This is a genomic window from Verrucomicrobiia bacterium (genome assembly GCA_036268055.1).
In the GTDB taxonomy this organism is placed as follows: domain Bacteria; phylum Verrucomicrobiota; class Verrucomicrobiia; order Limisphaerales; family Pedosphaeraceae; genus DATAUW01.
Genome location: DATAUW010000041.1, coordinates 23,441 through 38,882 on the forward strand (window position 1 = coordinate 23,441; position 15,442 = coordinate 38,882).

Genomic DNA, 15,442 nt, shown 5'->3' on the forward strand with positions numbered 1-15,442 from the left:
AACGTGATTTTTCCTTTCAATGTTTATCTTGCTGCGCTGGTGGCCGCGTTCGCCGTATCGCTGCTGGCGCTGCCCGGATGCCGCGCGTTGTGCCGCCGCATTGGGCTGTTGGATGATCCCGGCCATCGCAAAATTCACGCCACGCCCATTCCTCTCGCCGGCGGGTTCGCGGTGCTCATCGGCATGGTAATTCCGCTTCTGCTCGGCGCAGCGATGGTGCATTGGAATTTGCCCAAACTGCATCACGGCGATGGACTGCTGGAACATGGTCTTGTCAAACGAGGCTGGGAATTGATCGCCATCATCATTGGAGCATTTATCATCGTCCTCACCGGCGGACTCGACGATAAATACGAACTGCGTCCCGCCGTAAAGTTTGCCGGCCAATTTTTCGCCGCAGTTCTAATCGCAAAAGCGAACGTCCGCATCACTCTGTTCGTTCACAGCGATATTTTCAGTTACGCCATCACCATTCTTTGGATTCTCACCGTGATCAATGCCTTCAATTTCATGGACAACATGAACGGCCTCTGCGCGGGACTGGGTGCGATCAGCGCCTGGACTTTCGCATTGATCGCCGGGATGGATGGTCAATATCTCGTGACGATTCTCGCGCTCCTGACGAGCGGGGCATTGCTCGGATTTCTGCCCTACAATTTTCCGCGCGCCAGCGCGTTTCTCGGCGATACCGGCAGCCATCTCGTCGGTTACCTCCTCGCGGTCATGGCCATCCTTCCGCATTTTTACACCGCGCAACATCCGCGTCATTTCACGGTGCTCATTCCCCTGCTCATCCTTGCCGTGCCGCTGGGCGATCTCGTGTGGGTGGTGATTTTGCGCTGGCGCATCGGCCAGCCCTTTTATCAGGGCGACAACAATCATCTGTCGCATCGCCTGGTAAAACGCGGCTGGAGCAAACCCAACGCCGTGCTCATTATCTGGCTGCTTGCCGCTGTCTGCGGCGGAGTGGCCGTCGCGCTAATGCTTGTTCCCGGATAATTCCGCCGGTGGCTGCGTTTGCGCGCCTTTGGTCGCGATGGCTTCAGACAAAAGCCCCAGCGCCTCCGCGCGCAAGACCGCGCCCACCAGCCGGTTTTCCGTTCGCGAATTGACCACGGGAATATTTCGCAATTCACTCGAGAGTAGCACCGGCAGCGTATCGAGCAATAATTGATCGGGCGTGATCGTGAGCGGCGGCGGGCGCATCACGTCGTAGGCGATGACTGCGCTCATTTCCTCACCTGCCGAGAGATATTCTTTTAAGTCTTGCAACGCGACGACGCCAATCAATTTATAGCCGCTGTCCACCACGGGCAAAAAATTATTCGGGCTGGTAAGAAAACGCTCGCCGATCTGTTGCAGGGTGGCCGTCTCGCGAATTGGCGGCACCGGCGTGTGCATGAGGTCGGCCACGGTTTGCTCTGTTGCCGAACCGGGCCGAAGATTTTCCCGGTCCATGAGCAAGCCTTTTTTGCGTAACGGCGCCGTGTAAATCGAATCTGTGTGAATGCGCCGCGCGACCAAAGTTGAAATCACGCATGCCAGCATCAACGGCGGCATCACTGAATAGTTCAATGAAATTTCAAACACCATGATCATCGCCAGCAATGGTGAACGCGTGGTGGCCGCAAGCATGCTGCCCATGCCCACCAATGCGAATGCGCCCGTCGGCAGTTCGCTTCCCAGTCCCAGCCGATGCAACGCCGTGCCGGTGATCGAGCCTACTGCCGCGCCGAGAAACAATGTTGGTGTGAAGACACCGCCCACCGCGCCTGAACCCACCGCCGCGAGTGTTGCGAGCAATTTGGCAAAATACAGCGCCAGCAAACCGATCAGCGGATACGCGTATTCCAAAAATCGCTCGTGCAATATTTTATTGGTGACGCCGTAACCGTTGCCCCACACATCGGGATAACCGAGTGTGATCAATCCCACGATTAATCCGCCAATCATCAACCGCACATAAATCGGCACCGGAATTTTTTTGAACCCGGCTTGTGACCAATCGAGCATGCGCAGAAAAACCGCGCCCATGATTCCAGTGAGCGCGCCCAGCACCAGGAACCACGGCAGCTTGGTCAGGCTGTTGAAATCGAACGGCGGCACGTCGTACCACGGTTGCAATCCAAAAAAGCTTCGCGAAACCATCGCCGCGATGACCGAGGAAAACACCAGCGGCGCGAACAGGCTCATCGAAAAATTTCCCAGCACAATCAGCGACGCAAAAACCGCGCCCGTGATCGGCGCATTGTACGCCGCCGCGATTCCCGACGCCGCGCCGCACGCCGTCAGCAGGCGCAGGCGATACGGTTGCCAATGCGCAAACTGTCCCCACTTCGACGCAAACGTCGCGGAAAGCTGCGTGATCGCGCCTTCGCGTCCGATGGATGCGCCGCTACCGATGCTGATCAGTGAGGAGATGGCCTGCACAATGCCCGTGCGCGCGGGCAGCCGACCATCGCTCGTCGTCACCACTTCAAGAATATTGGTTGAGCCTTGCTTGCCCACGAGTCGCAAGCCCCAATACAACACCACTCCTGCGACCAATCCGCCAATCATCGGAACCAGCAATCGGATTGGATAACTGCTGCTCGCGGCGAGTTCGACCGGATCGCCCGTGCGCTGAAGAAAAAGCAACTGCGAGAGATCAATGCATTTGTGAAAAACCAGATTGACCAGTCCGCCGATCACGCCCACGCCGCCGGCGAGCACCAAATGAAATGCCTCCTCGCTGAAGCGCAATTTTTCGCGGATGCGCAAGGCACGCTGCCAATGCTTGCGGGCCAGCGCCCGGAGCGTCGTGATCAACTGCTCGATTTTACCCTTGCCAGCCTGCACTGGTTTAATATGCCCGCAGTTGATTCCTTTTACGAGTCGCGATTTCATTTGCCTCGCGATGGCCAACACCGCCGCCTTGCAAATCGCCGCCTCGTCAGCCAAAGTAGCGGGAATGGATAAGCGTTTTTACATCACGACTGCGATTGATTACGTCAATGGCGAACCGCACCTCGGCCATGCGTACGAGAAAATTGTGTCGGACGTCATCGCGCGGTCACAGCGCAGTTTCGGGCAGGATGTTTTTTTTCTTACTGGTCTGGATGAACACGGGCAAAAAGTTCAGCAAGCCGCGCTGGCGCAAGGAAAGAGTCCTCAGGCTTACTGCGACGAACTGTTTAGCATTTGGAAAAATTTTCCAACCAAACTGGAATTGACGAATGATGATTTCGTCCGCACCACCGAGCCGCGCCACAAAAAATTTGTCCAAGCGATCCTGTCCAAACTCAACGAGCGCGGACATTTTTATAAGGCCGCCTATAAAGGTTATTATTCAACGAAGGAAGAAACTTTTTTGACGGAGAAAGACCGTTTGCCCGATGGCTCGTTTCCCGCGAATTACGGCCAGGTAACCGAGTTGCTCGAAGAGAATTATTATTTCAAACTCAAAGACCAGCAAGCGTGGCTCATTGAATATATCGAATCGAACCCGAATTTTATCCAGCCGGATTATCGCCGCAATGAAGTGCTTGGCTTCCTCAAAAATAATGCGCTCGAAGACCTCTGCATCTCCCGGCCAGTGAATCGCCTGAACTGGGGCATCCCCATTCCGTTCGATGCCAATTTCGTCACCTACGTGTGGTTCGACGCACTGGTGAATTATATCAGCGTTGCCGCCGCGCAGGGTGATCCGCTCGTGAATGCCGCCGCCGGAACTGTTTCCGAATCGCCGAATGCCGCTCAACTCTGGCCCGCCGATATTCACGTCATCGGCAAAGACATTTTGAAATTTCACGCCGTCTATTGGCCGATCATGCTCAAAGCGATGGGCCTTCCCTTACCTAAGCAAATTCTCACGCACGGCTGGTGGCAAAAAGATGGCGAGAAAATAAGCAAGAGCACCGGCAACGTCGTAGATCCCATCGCCGTGATTGACGAATGGGGGCTGGATGCGTTTCGTTTTTATCTGGTGCGCGAATTGGCGATCGGCCCCGATGGAAATTGGACCGATGCCGGTTTTCAAGCGCGTTATCAGGCCGAGCTTGCCAACGGCCTCGGCAATCTCGTGAACCGTTCGCTTTCGATGCTCAAGCGTTATCGCAATGGCGTCGTTCCCCAGCGTTCTGATGAACTCAGCGCCGAAGCCGCCAAAATCATCGCTGAAACTCGCGCGCATCTGGAACAAAATCAATTGCAAGCCGCGCTCGTTTCGATCTGGTCGCTGGTCAACCGCGCCAATCAATACGTGGACCAGACTGCGCCGTTCAAACTGGCGAAAGATCCTTCGCGCGCGCAACGGCTCGACGAGGTGCTCTACAATCTCGCGGAAAGTTGCCGCATCCTCGCGGTGCTGCTCTGGCCGTTTTTGCCGGGAACGTCCTCGAAAATTTATGCGCAACTGGGCTTGAGCGGCGCGCCGGAAAAATTTTCCGCGGCGGCCTGGGGCGGACTTCCCGCCGGCCACGCTATCGGCGAACCCGCGGCGCTATTCCCGCGCAAAGACAAGCCGCCGGCCTAACCAACATGGACTGGATGGGCACGCAAGGAAGCGATACCATGAAACCGCAGTTGCGCCGCAAGATTGCTTTTGGGCTGCGAGGATTTCTGTCGCTATTCCTCCTCGCGCAAGCCGCCCGCGCGCAGGTTCTCGCGTTACCGCCTCGCCCGGCCGATGCGCTCACCGGAAGCGTGTTTGCGCAGAGTCTCACCAATCTTGCCCGGCCAGAGCGCGAGGAAAAAATTTACCAGCAGATCGCGCTGGGAAACGTGCCCGATTTTCTACGGCTGCTTTGCCCGGTTCAGGTTGAGATGAGCGAAAACGGAAAAACCAACTCGGCGATTTTTTATGTGACGCCGGACTACCTCGCCGTGGGTTGTGATACGAATTATTTTTTTACACCACTTACGCCCATCACGGCCCAGCGAGTTGCCGACCTGGCCCATTGCTCGCTGCCCACCCGTAAAATGGTGGACATGATTTACTCCAACGCGGTGGTCAAGCTTGCGCCGTTCCCAATTCTGCCGAATGCAGCGATGACGACCGTTCCCATTTTCATCGAGCATAATTATGCAATCGCGAATCAGCGTGAGGCTTCTCTGCCGGAACATCCGCTCGGCGCGTTGGTTGCGGGCGACAAAAAGGACGTAGTCATTTCGGCAAAACTTGCCGGCACATCCGGCAAGGTCGCCATCTACGGCTGGCATAAGCTGGACGGCCACGCGATCCAGCCATTATATCTTGGCCACACGGAAACCTGGGCCGATTACAGTCACGGAATTCGGCTCGTCCAAATGGAGATGACCGTAAATGGCAAGCAAACAACTGTCGCAACAACGCTCGCGGACCCGGCTTTATGCGAATTGTTGAGCGACGAAGGCCCGATCGGCACACCGCGCTATCCGACAACCTTCAAGCCGGTTCCCGTCGTTGCCAGCGCCACCGGAAGCGACACCAACCATGAAGCCAAATAAATCTCGCGATATATTTTGGCCTGGCATCCTGTGGTTGAGTCTGTTCGCTTTTTTTCTGAGCGGCTGCCAGAGTGCGCCGGTGATGCGAGCAGTCACCCTGCCCGGCTTTCAACCCGCGCCGTTTGATGAGCAGACGATTTCCTACGTGTTTGAGCCGGAGACGAAAGTTTATATTGATGCGCCACAACATTTCCCCGCGAACCGCAAAGTGAAATTGATTTTTTACGCGCTGCCCAACGGCAACACGACGGAACAGACCATCGGCAAACTCACCGGCACAAACGACGATGGACATTTCGACATTCAACACATCGGGGCGCAAACGCGATTCCTCCGGCGAGTCTATTCCAACGAGGCCATCGTTGTCGTTTATCTCGAATCGAATCAGCGAAGCTGGCCTGCGTGGCGCAAAAAACATGCGCTGCAACCCAACCTGGTTTTGCAACTCGTGGATGAAGTCAAAAAACGCTTCAGCAATTTCAATGTGCGGGTGACCTTGAGCGCTCACAGCGGTGGCGGCAGCGAAATCTTTGGCTTCATCAACGCTGAACAACACATCCCCGACGACGTCGAACGCATCGCTTTTCTGGACGCCAATTATGCCTACAACGAGTCGTTGCATCACAAAGAGAAATTGATCGAGTGGTTGCGCGATTCAAACCGCCATTATCTAAGCGTGCTGGCGTACAACGACGCGGTCGCGCTGCTCAATGGGACTAATTTTGTCTCCGCCACCGGCGGGACGTGGGGTCGCACCCACGCGATGTTGAAGGATTTAGGCAGTGAATTGAAATTTACTTCCCAAACCAATGCCGCGACTGGAATTGAAACCTATGCCGCATTGAACGGCCGCGTGGAATTTCTGCTCAAGGAAAATCCTGATCAAAAAATCTTTCACACCGTGCAAGTCGAGCGCAACGGTTTCATTCAAAGCCTGCTTTCCGGCACGCCGCATGAAGGCCAGGACTACATTTATTTCGGAGATCGCGCTTACACCAACTGGATCGCAACCAACTAACTCATACCATCATGAACCAGCAATCCCTGTTTAAAAAAATAAAGGCCGCCGCGTTGTTTGCGTTCCTGGCAGGCGCGCTTGCGTCGGCGCACGCCGCGGACGTTTTCTTTTCCGACGGTTTTGAAAATTACACTCTCGGTCCGCTGGATGCCGACCTCGCGGTGAGTTCGGGTGGCGTGAATAATTTCACCAATGGCGCTCCCTACGTGCGCGGCGCTTTTTTCAATCCGTGGTGGGGCAGCGAGCCACCGAACTTGATCGTGGTGGGCGCGGAGAATGGCGTGACGCCGCACAGCGGGAGCCAGATGGTTCGCGGCGCTTCCACTAATTTTATGACCGTTAGCCAGGACTTGTATAATATTGCCTACCGCGAAAATCTCGGCACGCCTTTCCGGGGAAACCTGGTGCTCGATTGGTGGTTCTACGACCCCATCGGCGCAGGCACGGGTGCGGTCAATTATCAGGATTCGATCTCACTGGTTTACTATCCCGATTTGCCAACGAACGCCGATTACACAGATCCATTCTTTTTCGGCGCGGGAGGCGCGAGTCAATTTGCGCTGGGCGCCGCCAAAGACCAAAATGGAGGTTTCAACCCAGCCAAATACCAGGCGGAAGTCGCCACCGGCAGCGGCTACGATGGCACCGGTCCCGGCCTCGGCTGGTTCAACACAGCCACGACGCGCAGCGTGGGCTGGCACCATGCGCGCATCACGATTTCCGCCGTCCTGCCGACGGGCGGTGCGTTTGTTTTCTTTTATATTGATGATCTTTCCCATGCGACGATGAGCACCAGCGCTCCAGTGGGCGTGGGTGTAAACGCGATTCAAATGGATGCGGGTTTCGGCACTACCACCGGTTACTATGATGATGTTACTTTTGACCTCTCGCAACACGCGCAATTAACCATGACAAGGTCGAAGACAAATATTGTCCTTCGCTGGCCGGCGGGTTGGGTGCTCCAAAGCGCAGCGAACGCGGTGGACACGAATTTTACCGACGTGCCGAGCGCTGCTAGTCCCTACACCAACAATTATTCCGTCGTCACGCACTTATACCGGTTGCGTTCGGCGAACCCTTGAACGATTTTGAAATCGTATCGCGCGGCTGAATTCCCGCTTGCACTGGGGGCCGCTGCTCGTTATTCCTTTCCGGCTAAATATGAATTATAAGATTTCACATCGCGCCGCGTCGCTCACGGCGTCGCTCACGCTGGCGATTGATGCCAAGGCCAAACAAATGAAGGCCGAGGGCGTGGACGTGGTCGGCTTTGGCGCCGGCGAACCGGATTTTGACACTCCGCAGCATATCAAGGATGCGTGTGCGAAAGCGCTCGCGGATGGTTTCACCAAATACACTCCGGCGGCGGGCATACCCGAATTGCGCCAGGCGGTCGCGGACAAATTCAAGCGCGATAACGGCCTCACGTATAAGCCATCGCAAGTGATCATTTCCTGCGGCGGCAAACATTCCTGTTACAACGTCATCCTCGCCACCTGCGAAGAAGGCGATGAGGTCATCATCCCCGCGCCGTATTGGCTGAGTTATCCCGAAATGGTGAAGCTCGCGGGAGCCATGCCGGTGATCATCGAGACGAGCGACCAGACGGAATTCAAAGTCACGCCGGCGCAACTGCGCGCGGCGATCACTCCGCGGACGCGTCTCTTCGTGCTGAACACGCCGAGCAATCCGACGGGCTCCCTCTACACGCGCGATGAGATCAAGGCGCTCGGAGATATCTGTGTCGAAAAAGGCGTGCTCATCATGAGCGACGAGATTTATGAGAAGCTCGTTTATGACGGCGCGGAACACGTGAGCGTGGCGAGCTTTTCGCAGGCGCATTATGAACACACGATCGTCGTGCACGGATTTGCGAAGGCGTGGTCCATGACGGGTTGGCGTCTTGGTTTTCTTGCGGCGCCGGAACCCATCGCCAAGGCGATTGACGCGATTCAAGGTCATAGCACGAGCAATCCGACTTCATTCGCGCAGAAGGGCGGCGTCGCGGCGTTGAACGGCTCGCAGGAGCATTTGAAACTGTGGCTGGCAGAGTTTGACAAGCGCCGCACCTACGCGCACAAGCGTTTCAACAGCATGCCGGGGATCACTTGCGTCAATGCAAAGGGCGCGTTCTATTTGTTTCCAAACATCTCGAAGCTCGGACTCAAGTCCACGGACTTCTGCGCGAAATTGTTGGAGCAGGAAAAAGTCGCGGCGGTTCCGGGAATTGCCTTCGGCGCGGATGATTACTTGCGCATCAGCTATGCGACGAGCATGGCGAATATCGAAAAAGGGTTGGACCGCATCGAGAAATTTGCCAAAGCGCTGGCGAAGTAAATTAAGTTCTGGTTCTCGTGATAACGTGGTGGAAAAACGAAACTGTTAAAACAGTTTCGCCTCTTCTCTTGCATTATACCCCCCCCAGCTAAAGCTGGGGGTTAATGAGAAACGGTGGAAAGTTTGAATGCCTTAGACGGCCAATTCCAATATCTTCGCGACGGCTTCTTCGACTTTCACTGGCGTTAGTGCACCGCCGCGGAGCTTCAATTCCACTTCGCCTTTGGCGAGAGATTTTTCGCCGATGCCGAGACGGATGGGAAAGCCGACGAGTTCGGAATCTTTAAACTTCACACCGGGACGTTCATCGCGGTCATCAAGAATTACGTCCACGCCTTTCGCGGTAAGCTCAGCATAAATCTTTTCAGCGAGCGTCATCACCGGACCGCCAGCGGCGACGCTCAGCGGCGTGATACATACACGATACGGCGCGACACTCAACGGCCAGATAATCCCGTCCTTGTCGTTCGATTGCTCAATGACCGCCTGCAACGTGCGGGTGACGCCGATGCCGTAACAACCCATCACGGCGGGTTGTTGTTTGCCGGCCTCGTCGAGGAACAATGCTTCGAGTTTCTCGCTGTATTTGGTGCCGAGCTTGAAAACGTGCCCAACTTCAATAGCCCGGCGAATTTTCAGCGGTTGTCCCGAGACGGTGCATAATTCACCGACCTGCACGGTACGCAAGTCAGCCCATTCGGTGGCCTTGATATCGCGGTCAATCGTAATGTTGCGAAGATGGAAACCATCTTCATTCGCGCCAGTCGTCATGCCGGATGCGCCACGAAGGACTTCATCGGCGATGATCCGCTGGCCGCTCACATTGACCGCGCCCAAACTGCCGGGATGCGCGCCGAGCGCGGCGAAGATTTCCTCGGGCGTCGCTGGACGAAATTGCGCGGTGCCGAGATGCGCGACAAACTTGGCTTCGTTCAACTGATCGTCGCCGCGCATGAGCGCGATGACCAATTTGCTTTCGACCATATAAATAAGCGTCTTGATTTGCGCGTGCGCGGCGACGTTGTGCGGCGCGGCAGCGAGCGCTTCGATGGTGAGGACCCCGGGCGTGGCAAATTTTTCGGGAGCGGCAGCGGCGGGAGTTTTGGGCGTCGCAGTCAACGGTCCCTGGCTGGTGGCTTTTTCAAGGTTCGCGGCGTATTTGCCGGACTCGCAATAAACCACTTCATTCTCGCCTGTCTCGGCGGGAACCATGAATTCGTGGGAGAATTTTCCGCCCATCACGCCGGTGTCAGCCTCAACCGCAATGGCCTTCAACCCGCAGCGTTGGAAGATGCGTGTGTAAGCGTCGTACATCTTTTGGTAGCTAAGTTGCGCGAGTTCGTCGGTGGCGTCGAAGCTGTAGGCGTCCTTCATGATGAACTCCTTCGCGCGCATCAAACCGAAACGCGGACGCACCTCGTCGCGAAACTTTGTCTGAATCTGATAAAAATTTTTCGGCAACTGGCGATACGAATTGATTTCTCCGGCGACGAGCGTCGTGATGACTTCCTCGTGCGTCGGCCCGAGAATCCATTCGCGCTTGTCGTGGTCGCGCGCCTTGAAAAGAACGGCGCTTGCGGTTTCGTAACGGCCGCTTTTGCGCCAGATTTCGGGCGGCTGCAACGCGGGCATCAGCAATTCCAACGCGCCGGCACGATTCATTTCTTCGCGGACGATTTGCTCGACTTTGCGCAAGGCCCGCAAACCGAGCGGCATGAAAGTGTAGAGGCCCGCCGTGAGTTTGCGCACCAATCCGGCGCGCAACAGAAGCTTGTGCGACGTGATCTCCGCCTCGGCAGGAGTTTCTTTGAGTGTCGGAATGAGGGTCTGGGTCCAGCGCATATTAAATGTTCAATGTTCGGTTTAAATCGAGGGGTTACGATAGTGAAGGGAACGCCGCGCGACAAGCCTTGTTGAAGCCGAGGTTGAACCGCGGAGACGCGGAAGCGCGGAGGTTGAAACTAAAAGGAGAAATTTGAGAAACCGGCGGTGAATTAGTTGTGAATAAGTTTCGGTTGATAACCACCGTGAAAGTGCTAAATAAAAAAGCAGCAGAGCAATGAGTCTGTAGTCCAAATACCGGGTTTGAGAACTTCGTCCGGGGCCAGGACTTGCCGCAAGGCAAAATTCCCGTTCGCGGGACGGCCTATCTCGTTAGACCATTGCTTTGCGCTTTTTTTTTTACCGATTCGATTTGCCCAAATTCCTTCCTTTTTCTCAAGCCGTTTGACCTGCGCACGAACGCGGAATAGTTTGTCCTCATGCAATTAGATGAAGTGCAGAAGGCGGCGCAGGAGCAATTTGCCAAACAGAGCCATCGTTACGGCCAGGGCCACATTTTGGAAAATGTGGAGGACGTGCGAAAAGCCGTCACCGAAATTTCACTGCCAGCCAGGGCTCGGGTGCTGGACGTCGCCACTGGCGGCGGCCACACGGGAATTTTTCTCGCGAGTCTTGGGCATGACGTGACGCTCGCGGACATTGCCCAGCCCATGCTGGATCGCGCTGCCAAGGCGGCGACCGAACGGGGATTCAATGTCGGCACGCAGTTGCATGCCGCGGAAAAATTTCCCAATGCCGATGGCGAATTCGATCTGGTCACTTGCCGGGTCGCGGCGCATCACTTTAGTTCGCCGGAAGATTTCATTCGCGAGACGGCGCGCGTGTTGAAACGAGGCGGTTATTTTTTATTGATTGATGGTTCGGTGGCGGATGACGAAGCGGAAGCCGAGGAATGGCTGCATGCGGTGGAGAAATTTCGCGATCCGAGTCATCACCGATTTTTGACGCCGCGCGCGTGGAGCAAAATATGCGAAGCAAAGGGCCTCACGATTCAAAGCGTGGCGATGAATCCGTTCAAGCAGCCGGATTTGAATTGGTATTTTGAAACGGCGGCGACTTCGCCGAGAAATCGCGAACGCGTTTTGGAGTTGATCACGAACGCGCCCGAGTCCGCGCGAAGACTTTTTCGCCTCGGTGGGGAGGACGGAAAAATTGTCTGGTGGTGGCAGCGCTTGACGTTAATTGCGCGAAAAAATTAATCCACGTTTAGAACCACGACCAACTTTGCGGGGAGCGTGACGTCGAAAATTTTCCCCCTTTTACTTTGCGAGTTTTAGATTACTTTGGCGGCGTGACGATTCGGGAACAAATGATTGATCTCGCCAAAAAGGCGAAGGCGGCGTCGCGTGAACTGGCCAAACTCACGACCGCCGAGAAGAATGCCTGCCTGCTCGCGATGGCGGACGCCCTAATTGCGGGCACGGATACCATCCAGGCTGCCAATGCCAAAGACATGGCTGGTGGCACGGAGGGCGGTCTTTCCTCGGCGATGCTGGATCGTCTCAAGCTGGATGACAAACGCATCGCGGGAATGGCGAAAGGCTTGCGCGAAGTCGCGGCGCTGCCCGATCCGGTGGGGCGCATCCTCGACAGCCGCACGCGGCCCAACGGGCTCAAGCTGCAAAAAATTTCCACGCCCATCGGTGTCGTCGTGATCATTTACGAATCACGGCCCAACGTGACCGCCGATGCCGCGAGCCTTTGCTTTAAATCCGGCAACGCGACCATTTTGCGCGGCGGCAAGGAAGCGATTCATTCCAACCAGGCCATCGCGCAGGTGATGTTGAGCGCGGCGAAAAAACAATTTCTTAATTTTCCCGTGGACGCCATCCAGGTTGTGCAGACGACCGAGCGCGAGGCGATCAAGGAATTGCTTTCGCTCACGCAATACGTTGATCTTTGCATGCCGCGCGGTGGCGAGGGATTGATTCGCGCGGTTGCGGAAAATTCCAAGGTGCCGGTCATCAAACATTACAAGGGCGTGTGCCATATCTATGTGGATGGCGAGGCGGATTTCAAAATGGCCGAGGAGATCACGATGAACGCGAAGGTGCAGCGGCCCGCTGTTTGCAATGCCGCGGAAACTTTGCTCGTGGACCGAAAAATCGCGCCGACGTTTTTGCCGTTGGTTGCGGCAAAACTGGTCGAGAGCAAAGTGGAGTTGCGCGCGGATGAGGAGAGCGAGCGCTTGATCGCCGAGGCCGCGCCGCATTTTAAATCCGCGCCCAATTTAAAGCGCGCGAGTGATGAGGATTTTTTCACCGAGTATAACGATTATGTTTTGAATGTGCGCGTGGTGGATGGCGTGAACCAGGCGATTGAGCATATCAATCATTATGGCTCAGCGCATTCAGACAGCATCGTGACCCGCGATGAAAAGCATGCGAAGCAATTTCTCGCCGAGGTGGATTCGGCCACGGTGTATTGGAACGCCTCGACGCGTTTCACCGACGGCGGCGAATTCGGCATGGGCGCGGAGATAGGCATCAGCACCGATAAAATCGGCGCGCGCGGGCCGATGGGTTTGGAGGAATTGACGACTTACAAGTGGGTAGGAATTGGGACGGGGCAGTTGCGCGGTTGAAAAAATTCAGAAGGAAATATTTGTGACCACAGCCATCACGCCGGTTCCCGAGACGGATTCTGATCGCGCGAATTTTGTCCGCAGCAATCTGCCGAAAGAAGGACTTTTTTCCGGGCACGACTGGCGCGTGTCCCCTGCCCCGCTGCATCTCGGCACAGAGATGGCCAAAGACCTGGCGACGCTCGGTCGCGTGTTGCTGCAATTCAACAAGGCGGTGAACCGGCTTTATCGCTTGAGTATCGAAGGAAAGCAACCCGCGTGGGTCGCGGCGTGGCTCGATCAGGGCAAACCGGCGGAGTTGATCGAATTGCAACGCGATTCGGTGATGAAGAACGAATGGCCGCGCGTGATCCGGCCGGATCTTTTGATCACGGAACATGGACTGAGCGTGACCGAGTTGGACAGCGTGCCCGGAGGCATCGGCCTGACTGCGTGGCTGAACCAGACGTATTCGCAAATGGGATTTTCGGTGCTCGGCGGTGCGCGCGGAATGTTGGATGGATTCGCCAGTATTTTTGGCGACGCGCCGAAAGTGGACATCGTGGTTTCCGAGGAAGCGAAAACTTATGCGCCCGAGATGGCGTGGGTCGCCGCGCAGCTGGGCGAAGAACGCTTCAAAGTGCGCGATGCTAATTTTACCGATTTCAGCGACGGAAACGCGGCGTATCGGTTTTTTGAGTTGTTCGACGTGCCGAACGTGGCGAACGCGCATGAGCTTTTCAGTCGCGCTCGCAACAAACAACTTCGCCTGACGCCGCCGCCAAAAACTATTTTCGAAGAGAAATTACTTTTCGCGCTTTTGTGGAATCGCAACCTGCGGGATTTTTGGCGGCAGGAATTGGGCGAAGGTTTTTTTGCGCGCATGCTCAAGCTCGTGCCGTATAGCTGGCTGGTGGATTCCTCGCCGCTGCCGCCGCACGGGGCGATTCCTGAATTGAATCTTACGGATTGGAACCAGCTCAAGACCCTTTCGCAGCGCGAACGCGAATTGATTTTGAAAGTGTCGGGCTTTTCACCGAAGGCATGGGGCGCGCGGGGGGTTTATTTGGGGAACGATCTTTCGCACGCCGAATGGTCGGCGGCGGTGGACGAGGCGCTGCAAAGTTTTCCAACGTCGCCATATATATTACAGCGTTACCAAAAACCGAGCCTGGTGGATTTTCAATGGTTCGATTTTGCGAAACAGGAAATCGTGAAGATGCCGGGCCGCGTGCGGCTATGTCCCTATTATTTTGTTTCAGGCGATGGCGATGCCGCTCGCGCCAATCTCGGCGGCGTGCTAGCAACGGTTTGCCTCGCCGACAAAAAAATCATTCACGGCATGACCGAGGCGGTGTTTGCGCCGGGCGCGGAATAATAATGAGTCCGAGCATCCAACGCCAAAAGGTCTTGAAAACGGTCAATACGGTGGGATAGTTTTGCCATGAGTGCGACCATTGTGAGGAAGAAAAACCAGACCACCCTGCCAGCGGACGTGCTGGCCGCCGCCAACATCCAAGCGCGGGACCAGGTAGAATGGCGTTTTGAGGACGGCGAGATTCGCGGGGTCAAGCTCATCCCGAAAAAAAATGAAGCCCCGCGCCTCACGGTGGTCAAGCGGAAAGGACGCCACATGTTGTCCGGCAAATTAAGCCGCGAGCAAATTCTAGCGGCTATTCGAGCCGATCGTGAAGGTAAATGAAAGCCTATTGGGATTCGTCGGCACTGATAACCGCCGTCAGAGATGATGCCACCAGAGATCGTCTCCAGTTTGAACGAGGTTTTTCGAGGCGGCACGCGCTGGCGGAAATGTTTTCGGCGCTCACGGGCAAGGCTCATCTCAAGTTGGACGCCTCCAAAGCGGCGCTATTGGTTAAGGAAATTGCCGCCGATCTGGACTTCATTGACCTTTCCACGGCTGATATTCTTCGAGCAATGGCGGATGCGCAGAGGCTGGGTGTTCGCGGGGGAGGAATTCATGATTTGCTTCATGCCCGGGCGGCGCTGAAATCCGGCGCTGCAGAATTTCTCACAATGGACAAAAACGATTTTTTACATCTGGTGCCAGGGATGTCCATCAAGCAGGTTTAGTGGATAGATATTTATGGACGCTTTCAGAATAATTTCTGAGAAGCATTAATGCGTGGAAACTGCCAGCGAGAGCGTACGAACGGTGTATAATAGGTCCGCCGCTTGGCTTGAAGTTCGATAAAATT

13 protein-coding genes are annotated in these 15,442 nt (G+C 55.6%); 11 read left to right on the top strand and 2 right to left on the bottom strand.

The features are described 5' to 3' along the window. The first annotated feature begins 3 nt into the window (after positions 1–3). Entirely contained in the window at positions 4–999 is a 996-nt protein-coding gene (locus VH413_19915; GenBank protein HEX3800969.1) for an MraY family glycosyltransferase, read from the top strand. Here the strand turns inward: VH413_19915 and VH413_19920 are convergent. After that, complete coding sequence (locus tag VH413_19920) at positions 979–2,886, bottom strand: ClcB-like voltage-gated chloride channel protein (protein HEX3800970.1); 1,908 nt, start codon at positions 2,884–2,886, stop codon at positions 979–981. The genes VH413_19915 and VH413_19920 overlap by 21 nt on opposite strands. 10 nt (positions 2,887–2,896) lie before the next feature. Between VH413_19920 and metG the strand changes: the two genes are divergently transcribed. The 5 genes from metG (at position 2,897) to VH413_19945 (ending at position 8,821) form a co-directional block, all read left to right on the top strand. Beyond that, complete coding sequence (gene metG, locus VH413_19925) at positions 2,897–4,513, top strand: methionine--tRNA ligase (protein HEX3800971.1); 1,617 nt, start codon at positions 2,897–2,899, stop codon at positions 4,511–4,513. A 38-nt stretch (positions 4,514–4,551) separates the two neighbouring features. Then, positions 4,552–5,466, top strand: coding sequence for a hypothetical protein (locus VH413_19930; protein HEX3800972.1), 915 nt, complete (start codon positions 4,552–4,554; stop codon positions 5,464–5,466). Further along, on the top strand, positions 5,453–6,484 hold the full coding sequence (locus VH413_19935; protein ID HEX3800973.1) for a hypothetical protein: 1,032 nt from the start codon (positions 5,453–5,455) through the stop codon (positions 6,482–6,484). Before VH413_19930 ends, VH413_19935 begins: the two co-directional genes overlap by 14 nt. An 11-nt stretch (positions 6,485–6,495) precedes the next feature. Then, the gene (locus VH413_19940; protein ID HEX3800974.1) at positions 6,496–7,566 is read left to right on the top strand and encodes a hypothetical protein; all 1,071 of its coding nucleotides are present in this window, start codon (positions 6,496–6,498) and stop codon (positions 7,564–7,566) included. Positions 7,567–7,645: 79 nt separating this feature from the next. Beyond that, positions 7,646–8,821, top strand: a complete 1,176-nt coding sequence (locus VH413_19945) for a pyridoxal phosphate-dependent aminotransferase (protein HEX3800975.1) — start codon at positions 7,646–7,648, stop codon at positions 8,819–8,821. A 132-nt stretch (positions 8,822–8,953) separates the two neighbouring features. Here VH413_19945 and VH413_19950 read toward each other — a convergent pair whose 3' ends face one another. Next, positions 8,954–10,663, bottom strand: coding sequence for a proline--tRNA ligase (locus tag VH413_19950; GenBank protein HEX3800976.1), 1,710 nt, complete (start codon positions 10,661–10,663; stop codon positions 8,954–8,956). Between the two features lie 419 nt (positions 10,664–11,082). Here VH413_19950 and VH413_19955 point away from each other — a divergent pair, with 419 nt between their 5' ends. The 5 genes from VH413_19955 to VH413_19975 all read left to right on the top strand — a co-directional run bounded on the left by VH413_19955 (position 11,083) and on the right by VH413_19975 (position 15,317). Beyond that, positions 11,083–11,862 (top strand): class I SAM-dependent methyltransferase, encoded by a 780-nt coding sequence (locus tag VH413_19955; protein ID HEX3800977.1) that lies wholly within the window; start codon positions 11,083–11,085, stop codon positions 11,860–11,862. A gap of 92 nt (positions 11,863–11,954) precedes the next feature. Further along, entirely contained in the window at positions 11,955–13,247 is a 1,293-nt protein-coding gene (locus VH413_19960; protein HEX3800978.1) for a glutamate-5-semialdehyde dehydrogenase, read from the top strand. Positions 13,248–13,269: 22 nt separating this feature from the next. Next, a complete protein-coding gene (locus VH413_19965) occupies positions 13,270–14,604 on the top strand; it encodes a hypothetical protein (GenBank protein HEX3800979.1) in 1,335 nt (444 codons plus the stop codon). A gap of 66 nt (positions 14,605–14,670) precedes the next feature. After that, the gene (locus VH413_19970) at positions 14,671–14,928 is read left to right on the top strand and encodes a hypothetical protein (protein ID HEX3800980.1); all 258 of its coding nucleotides are present in this window, start codon (positions 14,671–14,673) and stop codon (positions 14,926–14,928) included. Next, entirely contained in the window at positions 14,925–15,317 is a 393-nt protein-coding gene (locus VH413_19975) for a hypothetical protein (protein ID HEX3800981.1), read from the top strand. The genes VH413_19970 and VH413_19975 overlap by 4 nt, the downstream gene beginning before the upstream one ends. Positions 15,318–15,442: the final 125 nt, after the last annotated feature.

Excerpts from the sequence above, each read along its gene's own strand:
- VH413_19920 (HEX3800970.1), bottom strand. The coding sequence starts at position 2,886 with ATGAAATCGCGACTCGTAAAAGGAATCAACTGCGGGCATATTAAACCA.
- metG (HEX3800971.1), top strand. The coding sequence starts at position 2,897 with ATGGCCAACACCGCCGCCTTGCAAATCGCCGCCTCGTCAGCCAAAGTA.
- VH413_19930 (HEX3800972.1), top strand. The coding sequence starts at position 4,552 with ATGAAACCGCAGTTGCGCCGCAAGATTGCTTTTGGGCTGCGAGGATTT.
- VH413_19935 (HEX3800973.1), top strand. The coding sequence starts at position 5,453 with ATGAAGCCAAATAAATCTCGCGATATATTTTGGCCTGGCATCCTGTGG.
- VH413_19940 (HEX3800974.1), top strand. The coding sequence starts at position 6,496 with ATGAACCAGCAATCCCTGTTTAAAAAAATAAAGGCCGCCGCGTTGTTT.
- VH413_19945 (HEX3800975.1), top strand. The coding sequence starts at position 7,646 with ATGAATTATAAGATTTCACATCGCGCCGCGTCGCTCACGGCGTCGCTC.
- VH413_19950 (HEX3800976.1), bottom strand. The coding sequence starts at position 10,663 with ATGCGCTGGACCCAGACCCTCATTCCGACACTCAAAGAAACTCCTGCC.
- VH413_19955 (HEX3800977.1), top strand. The coding sequence starts at position 11,083 with ATGCAATTAGATGAAGTGCAGAAGGCGGCGCAGGAGCAATTTGCCAAA.
- VH413_19970 (HEX3800980.1), top strand. The coding sequence starts at position 14,671 with ATGAGTGCGACCATTGTGAGGAAGAAAAACCAGACCACCCTGCCAGCG.
- VH413_19975 (HEX3800981.1), top strand. The coding sequence starts at position 14,925 with ATGAAAGCCTATTGGGATTCGTCGGCACTGATAACCGCCGTCAGAGAT.